The organism is Streptomyces sp. GQFP (assembly GCF_021545335.1).
In the GTDB taxonomy this organism is placed as follows: Bacteria; Actinomycetota; Actinomycetes; order Streptomycetales; family Streptomycetaceae; genus Streptomyces.
On record NZ_CP089312.1, the window covers coordinates 1,859,810 to 1,873,252 of the forward strand.

The 13,443-nt window shown below is 70.5% G+C and carries 13 protein-coding genes; all 13 read left to right on the forward strand.

Translation table 11 applies throughout. The features are described 5' to 3' along the window. Positions 1 to 26: 26 nt before the first annotated feature. The 13 genes from LUX31_RS08155 to cysD all read left to right on the forward strand — a co-directional run bounded on the left by LUX31_RS08155 (position 27) and on the right by cysD (position 13,442). Positions 27 to 1,058 carry a TauD/TfdA family dioxygenase gene (locus LUX31_RS08155; protein ID WP_235474106.1) on the forward strand — a complete coding sequence of 344 codons (1,032 nt, stop codon included), beginning with the start codon at positions 27 to 29 and terminating at the stop codon, positions 1,056 to 1,058. Beyond that, positions 1,055 to 2,092 carry a 2,3-diaminopropionate biosynthesis protein SbnB gene (sbnB, locus tag LUX31_RS08160; RefSeq protein WP_235474107.1) on the forward strand — a complete coding sequence of 346 codons (1,038 nt, stop codon included), beginning with the start codon at positions 1,055 to 1,057 and terminating at the stop codon, positions 2,090 to 2,092. The genes LUX31_RS08155 and sbnB overlap by 4 nt, the downstream gene beginning before the upstream one ends. 97 nt (positions 2,093 to 2,189) lie before the next feature. Beyond that, entirely contained in the window at positions 2,190 to 3,185 is a 996-nt protein-coding gene (sbnA, locus tag LUX31_RS08165) for a 2,3-diaminopropionate biosynthesis protein SbnA (protein ID WP_235474108.1), read from the forward strand. Between the two features lie 37 nt (positions 3,186 to 3,222). Beyond that, complete coding sequence (locus tag LUX31_RS08170; protein ID WP_235474109.1) at positions 3,223 to 4,857, forward strand: acyl-CoA dehydrogenase family protein; 1,635 nt, start codon at positions 3,223 to 3,225, stop codon at positions 4,855 to 4,857. A gap of 415 nt (positions 4,858 to 5,272) precedes the next feature. After that, positions 5,273 to 6,547, forward strand: a complete 1,275-nt coding sequence (locus LUX31_RS08175) for a helix-turn-helix domain-containing protein (protein WP_235479836.1) — start codon at positions 5,273 to 5,275, stop codon at positions 6,545 to 6,547. 208 nt (positions 6,548 to 6,755) lie between these two features. Continuing rightward, positions 6,756 to 8,162, forward strand: a complete 1,407-nt coding sequence (locus LUX31_RS08180; protein ID WP_235474110.1) for a hypothetical protein — start codon at positions 6,756 to 6,758, stop codon at positions 8,160 to 8,162. A gap of 244 nt (positions 8,163 to 8,406) precedes the next feature. Continuing rightward, complete coding sequence (locus LUX31_RS08185) at positions 8,407 to 8,979, forward strand: GNAT family N-acetyltransferase (protein WP_235474111.1); 573 nt, start codon at positions 8,407 to 8,409, stop codon at positions 8,977 to 8,979. A 149-nt stretch (positions 8,980 to 9,128) separates the two neighbouring features. Beyond that, positions 9,129 to 9,212 carry a putative leader peptide gene (locus LUX31_RS37645; RefSeq protein WP_309486338.1) on the forward strand — a complete coding sequence of 28 codons (84 nt, stop codon included), beginning with the start codon at positions 9,129 to 9,131 and terminating at the stop codon, positions 9,210 to 9,212. A 124-nt stretch (positions 9,213 to 9,336) separates the two neighbouring features. Further along, the gene (locus tag LUX31_RS08190) at positions 9,337 to 11,031 is read left to right on the forward strand and encodes a nitrite/sulfite reductase (protein ID WP_235474112.1); all 1,695 of its coding nucleotides are present in this window, start codon (positions 9,337 to 9,339) and stop codon (positions 11,029 to 11,031) included. Next, complete coding sequence (locus LUX31_RS08195; RefSeq protein ID WP_235474113.1) at positions 11,028 to 11,207, forward strand: hypothetical protein; 180 nt, start codon at positions 11,028 to 11,030, stop codon at positions 11,205 to 11,207. Before LUX31_RS08190 ends, LUX31_RS08195 begins: the two co-directional genes overlap by 4 nt. Beyond that, a complete protein-coding gene (locus tag LUX31_RS08200) occupies positions 11,204 to 11,914 on the forward strand; it encodes a phosphoadenylyl-sulfate reductase (RefSeq protein WP_235474114.1) in 711 nt (236 codons plus the stop codon). Before LUX31_RS08195 ends, LUX31_RS08200 begins: the two co-directional genes overlap by 4 nt. Continuing rightward, positions 11,914 to 12,507 carry an adenylyl-sulfate kinase gene (gene cysC, locus LUX31_RS08205; RefSeq protein WP_235474115.1) on the forward strand — a complete coding sequence of 198 codons (594 nt, stop codon included), beginning with the start codon at positions 11,914 to 11,916 and terminating at the stop codon, positions 12,505 to 12,507. Before LUX31_RS08200 ends, cysC begins: the two co-directional genes overlap by 1 nt. After that, positions 12,504 to 13,442, forward strand: a complete 939-nt coding sequence (gene cysD / locus LUX31_RS08210) for a sulfate adenylyltransferase subunit CysD (RefSeq protein WP_235474116.1) — start codon at positions 12,504 to 12,506, stop codon at positions 13,440 to 13,442. The genes cysC and cysD overlap by 4 nt, the downstream gene beginning before the upstream one ends. The last annotated feature ends 1 nt before the right edge of the window (position 13,443 follow it).

The window sequence follows — 13,443 nt, forward strand, 5'->3', positions numbered from 1 at the left end:
CGGCCGCACCGAAAGGAACGACAACCATGGCACTCTCATCCACACCTTCGACGTCGACTCCCGCACCCCCGGCGGCACTTCCGGGCATCGAACTGCTCCCCGGCCGGCCGCCGACCCTGCACACTCCGCCCGTCACCGACCCGGCCGAGTGGGCGGGCGCCCACCGGGACGCGCTGCGGGCGGCCGTCGCCGAGCACGGCTCGCTGCTGGTGCGCGGCCTCGGCCTGCACGAGCCCACCACGACCGGCGCCGTGCTGCGGCGGCTGGCCGACGGCCTGATGAGCGACCAGGAGGCCTTCGCGCCCCGGCGGCGGTACGCCGACGGCGTGTACTCGTCCTCCAAGTGGCCGCCCAACCAGCCGATGTGCATGCACCACGAGCTGAGCTACGCCCAGGAGTTCCCCGGCCTGCTGATGTTCGCCTGCCTCGAAGCGCCCGCCGAGGGCGGCGCGACCGGGGTGGCCGACGCGGCGGCCGTGCTCGACGCGCTGCCCGCCGAACTCGTCCAACGCTTCGAGAAGGAGGGCTGGTTGCTCACCCGGACCTTCAACGACGAGATAGGCGCGACGCTCGCCGAGGCCTTCGGCACCTCCGACCGGGCCTCTGTCGAGCGCTACTGCCGTGCCCACGCCATCGAGTTCGCCTGGGAGCTGGACGGCTCCCTGCGCACCCGCCAGCGGCGCGGCGCCGTACTGAACCACCCGGTCACCGGCCGCCGCTGCTGGTTCAACCAGATCGCGTTCCTCAACGAGTGGACGATGGACCCGGAGGTCCACGAGTACCTGGTCGACGTGTACGGCGCCGACGGCCTCCCCTTCAACACCCGCTATGGCAACGGCGATCCGATCGGCGAGGACGTCGTCCAGATCCTCAACGAGGTGTACACGGCGCACACCGTGCGCGAGCCGTGGCACGACGGCGATCTGCTGCTCGTCGACAACATCCGTACGGCACACAGCCGGGAGCCGTTCGAGGGGCCGCGCGAGGTGCTCGCGGCCCTGGCCGACCCGGTCCGCCGCACCGACTCTGCCGACTCTCTCGAAGGGAATGCATCATGACCACGACCCCTGTCACGGTCCCGCCGTTCTCGGTCATCTCCGGTGAGCAGGTCCAACAGGCCCTTCAGGGACGGGAGTCGGACGTCGTCGACCTCGTCGAGGCGGTGTACCGGCTGCACGGGGCCGGGGACTCGGTGAACCCGCCCTCGTACTTCCTGCGGTTCCCGGACCGTCCGTCGTCGCGGATCATCGCGCTGCCCGCGTCGATCGGCGGGGACGTGCGCGTGGACGGGCTGAAGTGGGTGTCCAGCTTCCCGGAGAACGTGGCGGGCGGGATCCCGCGGGCCTCGGCCGTGCTGATCCTCAACGACCACGACACGGGCTATCCGTTCGCCTGCCTGGAGAGCTCGATCATCAGCGCCTCGCGTACGGCGGCCTCGGCAGCGCTGGCCGCCGGCAAGCTGAGTCAGGGGCGCGCCCGGCCGACCCGGGTCGGATTCGTCGGCACGGGGCTCATCGCCCGCTACATCCACACCTATCTGGCCGCCACCGGCTGGGAGTTCGACGAGACGGGTGTGTTCGACCTGTCCGCCGACAGCGCGGCCGGCTTCCGGGGCTATCTGGAGCGCTCGGACAACGGCGGCAAGATCACTATCCACGAGAGCGCCGAACAGCTCGTCCGCTCAAGCGACTTGCTGGTGTTCGCCACCGTCGCCGCGAAGCCGCACATCCACGACGTGTCGTGGTTCGACCACCATCCTCTCGTCCTGCACGTCTCGTTGCGCGACCTCGCGCCCGAGATCCTGCTCGCCTCGGCGAACTACGTCGACGACGTCGAGCACTGCCTGAAGGCGGAGACCTCTCCGCACCTGGCCGAACAGCTCACCGGCAGCCGGGAGTTCATCGACGGCACGCTGGACGACGTACTCACCGGCCGCACGAAGGTCCCGGTGGACCGGCCGGTGGTCTTCTCGCCCTTCGGCCTCGGAGTGCTCGACCTCGCCGTCGGCAGGTTCGTCCACGACGAGGTGACCCGCCGCGGCGAACTCCGTGTCGTCGACGGCTTCTTCCACGAACTGCGCCGGCACGGCTGACCTGTTCAGGGGGACAAGTCGCAGCGCCCGGGGCGCCGGGTGCCGTGCCACAGATCAGGCGTGCCAAGGACAGGCGCGTCACACTCAGGGGGACAACATGCCAGTCATTTCCCAACCATCGGACTTCAACGAGGACGAGCTGTACGTCGACCTGCGGGCCGCCGTCGGGCTGCCCCTCTTCCTGAAGTGCGAGGGCTTCAACTTCGCCGGTTCGATCAAGATGAAGGCCGCCTGCGAGATGGTCGCGGCCGCCGAACGGGACGGCAGGCTGCGGCCGGGATCCGTTCTCGTGGAGTCCTCCTCGGGCAACCTGGGCGTCGCGCTCAGTGTGCTCGCGGCCAGTCGGGGCTACGGGTTCCTGTGCGTGACCGACTCACGCTGCAACGCACAGGCGATCCGTCTGATGGAGGCGCTGGGCAGCCGGGTGCACGTCATCGACCGGCCCGATCTGCACGGCGGTTTCCTGGGCGCCAGGATCGGCTACGTCCGGGCGCTGTGCGCCTCCGACGAGCGGTACGTATGGCTCAATCAGTACGCGAACGACGGGAACTGGCGGGCGCACTACCGTACGACGGCACCGGCGATCGCCCGTCGGTTCCCGGACCTGGACGTCCTGTTCGTCGGCGCCGGCACCACCGGCACGCTGATGGGCTGCGCGCGCTGGTTCTGGCAGTGGAACCGGCGGGTGCGGATCGTCGCCGTGGACGCCGTCGGCTCGGTCACCTTCGGGGGGCCGCCCGGACCCCGGATGATCCCGGGCCTGGGCACGAGCGTACGGCCGCAGCTGCTCGACGAGTCGTACATCGACGAGGTGATCCGCGTCGAGGAACCGGACGCGGTACGGGTCTGCCGGCAGCTGGCGGCCCGGGGCTTCCTGTTCGGCGGATCCACCGGCACGGTCATCAGCGGGGCCAGGCAGTGGCTGGCCCGGCACGACGGACGTGACCTCACGGCGGTGGCGATCGCCCCGGACCTCGGCGAGCGCTACCTCGACACCGTGTACCACCCCGGCTGGCTGGAGTCCCTCCAGGCGGACCAGGACGTGACCTCCCTGGCCTCCGACGAACTGGCGGCACTCTCCCGACCGGCCTGACCGGCACAGGGTGCTGAGCTGCGGGTAGGTTCGTTTTATGGCAGCCAGCACCCACACCGTGACCAACCAGGCGCCACCCCTGGCCGGATATGACGTGTTCACCGCCGACAAGGCCCTGGTGGCGGCCGTCGAGCGGCATCTGGACCCCGGGCTTCTGGACGAGGCCCGGGACGAACTCTCCACGCTCGGGAAGTCCGCCGGATCCGCGCAGGTGCAGGAATGGGGGGCGCTCGCCAACGAGAACCCCCCGAAGCTGCGCACGCACGACCGGTACGGCAACCGGATCGACGAGGTGGAGTTCCATCCGGCCTGGCACCGGCTGCTCGGCAAGGGCGTCGCCGCCGGGCTGACGGCGGCCTGGACCCGGCCCGGCGGGCATGTCCGGCGGGCCGCCGGGTTCCTGGTCTGGTCGCAGGCCGAGGCGGGCCACGGCTGCCCGCTGTCGATGACCCACGCGGCGGTGCCCGCGCTGCGCACCGACCCGGCGCTCGCCGCCGAGTGGGAGCCCCGGCTGACATCCACCGTCTACGAGGAGGGACTCGGGCCGGCCGACCGGAAGGCCGGGGTGCTCTTCGGGATGGGCATGACGGAGAAGCAGGGCGGCAGCGACGTACGGGCCAACACGACGGTCGCGAGGCCGCTCGCCGAGGACGGGACGTACGAGCTGACCGGCCACAAGTGGTTCTGTTCGGCGCCCATGTCGGACGGTTTCCTGGTGCTGGCGCAGGCCCCCGGCGGAGTGACCTGCTTCCTCCTCCCCCGCGTCCTGCCGGACGGCACGCGCAACGAGTTCCGGATCCAGCGGCTCAAGGACAAGCTGGGCAACCGGTCCAACGCGTCCGCCGAGGTCGAGTTCGACGGGACGTGGGTACGCCGGGTCGGGGACGAGGGGCGCGGGGTGCGCACCATCATCGAGATGGTCTCGGCGACCCGGCTCGACTGTGTGCTCGGCGCGGCGGCGCTGATGCGGCAGGCGGTCGCCCAGGCCGTGCACCACTGCACGTACCGCGAGGCCTTCGGCGGGAAGCTGATCGACAAGCCGCTGATGCGCAACGTACTGGCCGATCTGGCCCTGGAGTCGGAGGCGGCGACGGCCCTCGCGCTCCGGCTGGCCGCCGCCTACGACGACGGGGGCGAGCAGGAACGGGCCTTCCTGCGGCTCGCGTTGCCCGCCGCCAAGTACTGGGTGACCAAGCGCTGCACCCCGCTGGTGGTGGAGGCGTCCGAGTGTCTGGGCGGCAACGGCTATGTCGAGGAGTCGGGCATGCCCCGGCTGCTGCGCGAGTCGCCGCTCAACTCGATCTGGGAGGGCGCCGGGAACGTCCAGGCGCTGGACGTTCTGCGGGCCATGCAGCGCGAGCCCGCCGCCCTCAACGCGTTCCTCATGGAGGTCGGCAAGGCACGCGGCGCGGACCACCGCCTCGACGGCGCCATCAAGAACCTGCTGGCCGAACTCGCCGACCTGGACGGCATCGAGGGCCGAGCACGGCGCCTGGTCGAACGGATCGCCCTGGTCCTCCAGGGCTCCCTACTGGTCCGCTTCGCACCCCCGGAGACAGCCGACGCCTTCTGCGCCTCCCGCCTGGCCGGCGACTGGGGCAACGCCTTCGGCACCCTCCCCCACACCCTGAACCTGGCAGAGGTGGTGGACCGGGCAAGACCACTGCCCTGACCCCCAAGGGCTGTCCCGATGTCGGGGAAGCGCACCAGCGCGACCCGACAGGGGCGCGGGGAACTGCGCGACAAGCCCCCACCGGGCCCGCAGCCAAAATCCCGCCCACCCGCCAAGCTCCCGCGGGGATGGTGCTGCGCCGACACGGCACCACCCCCGCTCGCTGGCCCGCATGGATCGGGAGCGCGAACGCCGCGCGGGCGGCGTCGCCCAAGTTTCAGCCACCGCAGGGCAGTTCACCAGGGTTGCAGGGGGTTGCAACTTGTTGGCATCTGTGGGCGGAGTGTGTCGCTCCGGGGCACGGGACGGCACCATGAGACAACCAGTCAATACGGGACCCGGGCAGCGTCGCCGAACGGCTCCGGCAACCGGTTGCCGCACCCCTTCACGGGAGGATCCAGTGGCGAACCCGCCGATGGACGTCACACAGCTCGTCGCCCGTGACGCGGCGCAGGCGGCGCGACTGCTCAGCGACGTACGCGCGGCCCGCCTCACCGGACAGCGCCCGCGCCTCGCACCGCGCCCGGTGATCGACCAGTCCTGGGACCGCATGCTGCGCAGCGGCGTCGACCCCGACCACGACTTCCGGGCCGGCCTGTTGACCCGCGAGGAGTTGGAGCGGCGGCGGGAGACCACCCGGCTGCGGCATGTCCTCCCGGTGCTGCGGCAGGGGCTGTTGTCGGTGGCGGACGTCAGCCGGCACATCATGGTCGTCGCGGACGAGGAGGGCCGGGTGCTGTGGCGCGAGGGCAGTACGCCCGTGCTGCGCAAGGCCGACTCGTTCGGGTTCGAGCCCGGCGCCGACTGGGCCGAGGACGTCGTCGGCACCAACGGCGTGGGCACCCCGGTGGTCGCCCGGCGCCCCGTACAGGTCTTCGCCTCCGAGCACTTCGTACGGTCGCACGCCTCCTGGACGTGCACGGGCGCGCCGATCACCGACCCGCGCGACGGCCGGCTGATCGGGGTGGTGGACATCAGCGGGCCGCTGGAGAGCATGCATCCGGCGACGCTCGCCTGGGTCGACTCGGTCGCCAAGCTCGCCGAGGCGGGGCTGCGGGAGCGGCACCAGCACTCGCTGGAGCGGCTGCGGGCGGTGGCGGCGCCGGTGCTGGCACGGCTCGCCGGGCGGGCCCTGGCGGTGGACCGGGACGGCTGGACGGCCGCGGCCACCGGCATGCCGTACACGAGCCGCGTGGCGCTGCCCAAGTCGCTGTCCCCGGGCCGGTGTTGGCTGCCGGCGGTGGGCCTGTGCGCGGTGGAACCGCTGGCCGGCGGCTGGCTGATCCGCGCCGCCGCCGAACCCGAGCCGCTCGGCGCCACCCGGATCGTCCTGGACCTGGGCCGGTCGCGCCACCGTTCGGTGACGGTGTCGGGCCCGGCGGGCTCCTGGACCCATGAACTGAGCCCCCGGCACGCCGAGTTGCTCTACCTCCTGGCCCTGCACCGCACCGGCCGCAGTGCGGCGGGCCTCGCGGAGGACGTGTTCGGCGACCCGGCCCGCACGGTGACCGTACGCGCGGAGATGTCCCGGATACGGCGGTATCTGGGGGCGTTTCTCGACCATCGCCCGTACCGCTTCAGCGAGGAGACGGAGGTGACCGTCCTCCTCCCGGACGACCCCCTCGATCTACTGCCCCACTCGACGGCGCCGACGGTGGCCCGGGGCCGGGGAGCGGCAACCGAGGGGTGAAAGGGCCACGCACAGTGACCGGGCGTGACATCTGCGTACGAAAAAGCGCCCGAACGGGCCCCGTGCACAACACATGCGCATGGATTCCGGGGTATTCGACCAGGCCCGGCGCCCCCTGACGTACCATCCATCCCACGGCCCCCCACACTGCTGTCCTGGTTCAACACACGGACCGTGACGAGCAGTTGGCCTGCCACGGGAGGATGTAATGAAACATCGCGGCAGACACCGCAGGCAGAGGAGGGGCAAAGCGCTGCGCGGCGCCCTCGCCGGCACCGCCCTCGCCCTCACCGCCGCGGCCACCATCGTCAGCGCCTCCCAGGCCGTGAGCAGCGACAACCCGGGGCCCCTGAAGCCCGTGACGTCCGCCGCCGAGCTGGCGAACTTCCAGCTCAAGGAGCACCTGGCGTCGAAGAGTTCGCTCGACCGGCTGGCCACCTCCATGGGCGGCACGGTGGGTGTGAGCACCGTCCTGGAACGCACCAACCGCACGATGCGCAACACGGCCGAGTGCGCCCCCACCGAGACCGAGGCGCTGCCCGTCGCCCCGACGGCCACCCGCGCGTACTGCTGGGACGACGCCGACTCGGCCAGTCAGCGCTGGCTGCCGCAGTCCGTCACCACCTCCGGCGACGCGGACGAGGACGGCCGCTGGGGCGCCAACCGCGTGATCCTCTCCGGCTGGACGCACAACGACGCCAAACCGGACGAGCCCACGGTCTCCCAGGGCCTGGCACGGGTCGCCGTCGTGGACGCGAACGACCTGAGCAACATGACCTACCGCTGGGTGCTGCTGGTCGTCCCGACGAAGGACGGCTCGGACTACCGCAAGCTGTCCTCGTCGATCTCCGGCATGGTCTGGTACCAGGACAAGCTCCTGGTCACGGCCTCGCCCACGGACTCCGACCACAAGTCCCTCTACGTGTACGACATGAACCGCATCCAGCGCACCTCGGTCGACAGCCCGGCGGTCGGCAAGGTGCCGGGCGGCTGGTCGGCGCACGGCTACGGCTACGTCATGCCCGCGGTCGCCTCGTACAGCCTGACCGGTGGCACGTGCGACCCCGCTTCGGACGACCGCACCCCCTGTTTCGGCTCCCTCTCCCTGGACCGCAGCTCCACGCCCGACAGCCTGGTCGCGAGCGAGTGGTTCCCGTCCGGCGCCGATCAGCGCAGCCGCCTGTGGCGCTACTCGTTCAGCGGCGCGGGCGACCGCTCCGGCCTCCTCGCCACCAACGCCCTGGGCCGCGCGGACGCGGTAGAGGCCTACTCGACGAAGGCCACCGGCATACAGGGTGTCCTGTCGTACCGCTCGGCGGGCGACGAGAAGGCGGACTGGTACATCGGCCACGCCCCCGGCTCGAAGAACCGCCACGGCACCCTGTGGCGCCTGGACGCCGAGGGCGCAAAGGCCGCCCGCTGCGGCACCGACGAAGAGTCCCGCCGCTGCTGGGCCGAACACGCCGAGTCCCTCTCCTACTGGGAGGGCATGGGCGAGGTCTGGTCCCTGACGGAACGCGCAGCGGACGAACGGGCGGGCTGGCGCGGAACCCCGGTCCCGGAACGGGTCCTGTACGCGGTACCGCTGTCGTCGATCACGGGCTCTCTGAAATAGCGCCCACGCGGGTGGGACGGGGTTGGCGAAGTCGGGCGCAGGGGCTGCTTCGAACGGCGCTGGTGAATTTGGGCACGGGGCTGCATCCGACCTGCGGCTCCGCCGCGCGGGCGCGAACGGCGCCGATGAAGCAGGGGCGCGACAGCGCCCCGCTTCCAGGGGCGCGGGGAACTGCGCGACCAGCCCCCACCGGCCCGCAGCCGACAATCGACAGGCAACCCACCCAGATGATTCCCTGACCGCCATGAGCAACATCGCCGTGACCACCTGGTCCCTGGAACAGACCTCCCCGACCGACCTCCTCCCCGCCGAGGCCCCCGACGGGGACGTCAGAATCACCCGCGCCGAACTCCCCTCCCCGGAGTTCAGCCGCTACCTCTACGCCTCGGTCGGCGGAGACATCCGCTGGACCGACCGCCTGACCTGGACATACGCCCGCTGGCAGGAGTACCTCGCACGCCCCGGCGTAGAGACCTGGGTCGCCTACGACCACGGCACCCCGGCGGGCTACGTGGAGTTCGAACCCCAGGACGACGGCATCGTGGAGATCGCCTACTTCGGCCTGCTCCCCGCCTTCCGAGGCCGCCGCATCGGCGGCCACCTCCTCTCGTACGGCACCGCCCGCGCCTGGGACCTCGGCGACCGCTGGCCGGGCCTGGCCCCGACAAAGCGGGTCTGGCTGCATACATGCAGCAAGGACGGTGAACACGCCATGGACAACTATCTGCGCCGCGGCTTCACCCTCTTCGACACCAAGGTCGAGGAGGAGAAGGAGGTCAGCGCACCCGGACCCTGGCCGGGCGCGTACTCCGCCTGACCTGGCCGGACACCACCGGAACCCACCTGTTCGACCGGCCGCACCCCTGCCGTGTGACCGACAACACCTTGTCTCGCCGTACGAGACAAGGTTGTCCGAATGGCGGACAATGCTGGACTGTGTCCAGATTGCCATGACACGCTTCCGTCATGTCTGGAACTGGGATTGCCTTGGTGAGTCGGCGGCACGTCGACCTCGGCCGCATGTCCAGCGCCATCTGTCCGGCGAGCTGACGAGCCTCCAGCACCGCCGCCCCTCCCCCTTTGCCTCAGCCTGCGCAGAGCCGCGCCAGTCTGACCATGCGCCCGTGCGCGCAGGTAAGAGCAGCTTTCCGCCTGTCCCGAAGGACGATGAATCATGGCCGCCACCCCGCAGAACCCTGCCGCCGCGCCCCGCCGCAAGGTGAGCCGTCACCGTGGTGAGGGTCAGTGGGCCGCCGGACACTTCACCCCGCTCAACGGCAACGAGCAGTTCAAGAAGGACGACGACGGTCTCAATGTGCGGACACGCATTGAGACGATCTACTCCAAGCGCGGCTTCGACTCCATCGACCCCAACGACCTGCGCGGGCGTATGCGCTGGTGGGGGCTCTACACCCAGCGCAAGCCCGGGATCGACGGCGGCAAGACCGCGATCCTGGAGCCGGAGGAGCTGGACGACGAGTACTTCATGCTGCGCGTCCGCATCGACGGCGGCCGGCTCACCACCGAGCAGCTGCGGGTGATCGGCGAGATCTCCCAGGAGTTCGCGCGCGGCACGGCCGACCTCACGGACCGGCAGAACGTGCAGTACCACTGGATCCGTATCGAGGACGTCCCGGAGATCTGGGAGCGGCTCGAAGCGGTCGGTCTGTCCACCACCGAGGCCTGCGGTGACACGCCCCGCGTCATCCTCGGTTCGCCGGTCGCCGGGATCGCCGAGGACGAGATCATCGACGGCTCGCCCGCCATCGAGGTGATCCAGCGCCGGATCATCGGCAACAAGGACTTCTCGAACCTGCCCCGCAAGTTCAAGTCGGCGATCTCCGGCTCGCCGCTGCTCGACGTGGCGCACGAGATCAACGACATCGCGTTCGTCGGTGTGGAGCACCCCGAGCACGGCCCCGGTTTCGACGTCTGGGTCGGCGGCGGTCTCTCCACCAACCCGAAGATCGGCCAGCGCCTGGGCGCCTGGGTCCCGCTGGACGAGGTCCCGGACGTCTACGAGGGCGTCATCTCGATCTTCCGCGACCACGGCTACCGTCGGCTGCGCACCCGTGCCCGGCTGAAGTTCCTGGTCGCCGACTGGGGCGTGGAGAAGTTCCGCCAGGTCCTGGAGGACGACTACCTCAAGCGCAAGCTGATCGACGGCCCGGCCCCGGCCCAGCCCGTCGAGCGCTGGCGCGACCACGTCGGCGTCCACCGCCAGAAGGACGGCCGCTTCTACGTCGGTTTCGCCCCGCGCGTGGGCCGCGTGGACGGCACGATCCTCACGAAGATCGCCGAACTGGCCGAGGCCCACGGCTCGGGCCGCGTCCGTACGACCGTCGAGCAGAAGATGATCGTGCTCGATGTGGAGGAGAACCAGATCGACTCGCTCGTCGAGGGCCTGGAGGCACTCGACCTGCGCGTCAACCCCTCTCCCTTCCGGCGCGGCACGATGGCCTGCACCGGTATCGAGTACTGCAAGCTCGCGATCGTCGAGACGAAGGCGCGCGGCGCCTCCCTGATCGACGAACTGGAGCGCCGTATCCCGGAGTTCGACGAGCCGGTCACCATCAACATCAACGGCTGCCCGAACGCCTGCGCCCGTATCCAGGTCGCGGACATCGGTCTCAAGGGCCAGTTGGTCCTGAACGACGCTGGCGAGCAGGTCGAGGGCTTCCAGGTCCACCTGGGCGGCGCCCTCGGTCTGGAGGCCGGTTTCGGCCGCAAGGTCCGTGGTCTGAAGGTGACTTCGGAGGAGCTGCCGGACTATGTCGAGCGCGTGCTGAAGAACTTCCAGGCGGAGCGCGAGGACGGCGAGCGTTTCGCCGCGTGGGCGACCCGTGCCTCCGAGGAGTCCCTGTCATGAGCGAGCGCGCCGCCCCCTTCTACTGCCCCTACTGCGGCGACGAGGACCTGCGTCCGAACGAGCAGGGTCACGGCGCCTGGGAATGCGGAGCGTGCAATCGAGCCTTCCAGTTGAAGTTCCTCGGGCTGCTGGCTCGTGGACTTCAGCGCAATGACGGTGGAGGGGACGAGATATGACGACCGTTCAGGAAGACCGTACGACCGACGACTTGAAGGCACTCGCCGAGCAGGCGGGCCGTGACCTGGAGGACGCCTCCGCGCTGGAGATCCTCCAGTGGGCCACCGCCACCTTCGGCAAGCGTTTCTGTGTGACCTCCTCCATGGAGGACGCGGTGGTCGCCCATCTCGCCTCCCGTGCGATGCCCGGTGTGGACGTCGTGTTCCTCGACACCGGCTACCACTTCCCCGAGACCATCGGCACCCGTGACGCGGTCGAGGCCGTGATGGACGTCCGTGTCCTCACCCTCACCCCGGTCCAGACGGTCGCCGAGCAGGACGCCGAGTACGGCCCGAAGCTGCACGACCGCGACCCCGACCTGTGCTGCAAGCTGCGCAAGGTCGAGCCCCTGGAGCGGGGTCTCAAGGGGTACGCGGCCTGGGCTACCGGCCTCCGCCGCGACGAGTCCCCGACCCGGGCGGACACCCCGGTCGTCGGCTGGGACGAGAAGCGGCAGAAGGTCAAGGTCTCCCCGATCGCCCGCTGGACGCAGGACGACGTGGACGCGTACGTCGCCGAACACGGCGTACTCACCAACCCGCTGCTGATGGACGGCTACGCGTCCGTCGGCTGCGCGCCCTGCACCCGCCGGGTGCTGGAGGGCGAGGACGCGCGCGCCGGCCGCTGGGCGGGCCGCGGCAAGACCGAGTGCGGGCTGCACGGCTGATGCCCCAGAGCCAGCCCCAGACCGAGACCGCGACCCCCGAGGACCAGGAGATACCAGTGACGACCGGAGCCACCGTATGGCTCACGGGTCTGCCGAGCGCCGGCAAGACCACCATCGCGTACGAGCTGGCCGGCCGGCTGCGCGAGGACGGCCACCTCGTCGAGGTGCTCGACGGCGACGAGATCCGTGAGTTCATCTCGGCGGGCCTCGGCTTCAGCCGCGAGGACCGGCACACGAACGTGCAGCGCATCGGCTTCCTCGCCGAGCTGCTAGCCCGTAACGGCGTCAAGGCGCTGGTCCCGGTGATCGCGCCGTACGCGGACAGCCGCGAGGCGGTGCGCAAGCGGCACCAGGAGAGCGGCGCCGCGTACCTCGAGGTGCATGTGGCGACCCCGGTCGAGGTGTGCTCCGTACGCGATGTGAAGGGTCTGTACGCCAAGCAGGCCGCGGGCGAGCTGACCGGGCTCACGGGGGTCGACGACCCGTACGAGGCGCCCGAGACGCCCGACCTGCGGATCGAGTCGCAGGACCAGACCGTCCAGGAGTCCGCGGCCGCGCTCCACGCGCTGCTCACCGAGAGGGGACTGGCATGACGACGACCGTTGCCAAGCCGGCGGAGGGTACGGGCGCCCCGTACGCCCTCTCCCACCTGGACGCCCTCGAGTCCGAGGCCGTGCACATCTTCCGTGAGGTGGCGGGTGAGTTCGAGCGGCCGGTGATTCTCTTCTCCGGTGGCAAGGACTCGATCGTCATGCTGCATCTGGCGCTGAAGGCGTTCGCCCCCGCGGCGATCCCCTTCACGCTGCTGCACGTGGACACCGGGCACAACTTCCCCGAGGTCCTCGAGTACCGGGACCGTACGGTCGAGCGGCACGGGCTGCGGCTGCATGTCGCGTCCGTGCAGGAGTACATCGACCGGGGTGTGCTGAAGGAGCGTCCGGACGGGACCCGCAACCCGCTGCAGACGCTCCCGCTGACCGAGAAGATCCAGGCCGAGAAGTTCGACGCGGTCTTCGGCGGCGGTCGGCGCGACGAGGAGAAGGCCCGGGCCAAGGAGCGCGTCTTCTCGCTGCGGGACGAGTTCTCGCAGTGGGACCCGCGCCGCCAGCGCCCCGAGCTGTGGAACCTGTACAACGGACGGCACGCACCAGGCGAGCACGTACGCGTGTTCCCCCTCTCCAACTGGACCGAGTTGGACGTCTGGCAGTACATCGCCCGCGAGGGCATCGAGCTGCCGGACATCTACTTCGCGCACGAGCGTGAGGTGTTCAAGCGGGCCGGGATGTGGCTGACGGCGGGCGAGTGGGGCGGCCCGAAGGACGGCGAGACCGTCGAGAAGCGGCAGGTCCGCTACCGCACGGTCGGCGACATGTCCTGCACGGGTGCCGTCGACTCCGACGCCGTGACGCTGGCCGACGTCATCACCGAGATCGCCGCCTCCCGGCTCACCGAGCGGGGTGCCACCCGCGCCGACGACAAGATGTCCGAGGCCGCGATGGAAGACCGCAAGCGCGAGGGGTACTTCTAGC

Coding starts and splice junctions, on each gene's coding strand:
- LUX31_RS08155 (WP_235474106.1), top strand. CDS start 27: ATGGCACTCTCATCCACACCTTCGACGTCGACTCCCGCACCCCCGGCG.
- sbnB (WP_235474107.1), top strand. CDS start 1,055: ATGACCACGACCCCTGTCACGGTCCCGCCGTTCTCGGTCATCTCCGGT.
- sbnA (WP_235474108.1), top strand. CDS start 2,190: ATGCCAGTCATTTCCCAACCATCGGACTTCAACGAGGACGAGCTGTAC.
- LUX31_RS08170 (WP_235474109.1), top strand. CDS start 3,223: ATGGCAGCCAGCACCCACACCGTGACCAACCAGGCGCCACCCCTGGCC.
- LUX31_RS08175 (WP_235479836.1), top strand. CDS start 5,273: ATGGACGTCACACAGCTCGTCGCCCGTGACGCGGCGCAGGCGGCGCGA.
- LUX31_RS08180 (WP_235474110.1), top strand. CDS start 6,756: ATGAAACATCGCGGCAGACACCGCAGGCAGAGGAGGGGCAAAGCGCTG.
- LUX31_RS08185 (WP_235474111.1), top strand. CDS start 8,407: ATGAGCAACATCGCCGTGACCACCTGGTCCCTGGAACAGACCTCCCCG.
- LUX31_RS37645 (WP_309486338.1), top strand. CDS start 9,129: ATGTCTGGAACTGGGATTGCCTTGGTGAGTCGGCGGCACGTCGACCTC.
- LUX31_RS08190 (WP_235474112.1), top strand. CDS start 9,337: ATGGCCGCCACCCCGCAGAACCCTGCCGCCGCGCCCCGCCGCAAGGTG.
- LUX31_RS08195 (WP_235474113.1), top strand. CDS start 11,028: ATGAGCGAGCGCGCCGCCCCCTTCTACTGCCCCTACTGCGGCGACGAG.
- LUX31_RS08200 (WP_235474114.1), top strand. CDS start 11,204: ATGACGACCGTTCAGGAAGACCGTACGACCGACGACTTGAAGGCACTC.
- cysC (WP_235474115.1), top strand. CDS start 11,914: ATGCCCCAGAGCCAGCCCCAGACCGAGACCGCGACCCCCGAGGACCAG.
- cysD (WP_235474116.1), top strand. CDS start 12,504: ATGACGACGACCGTTGCCAAGCCGGCGGAGGGTACGGGCGCCCCGTAC.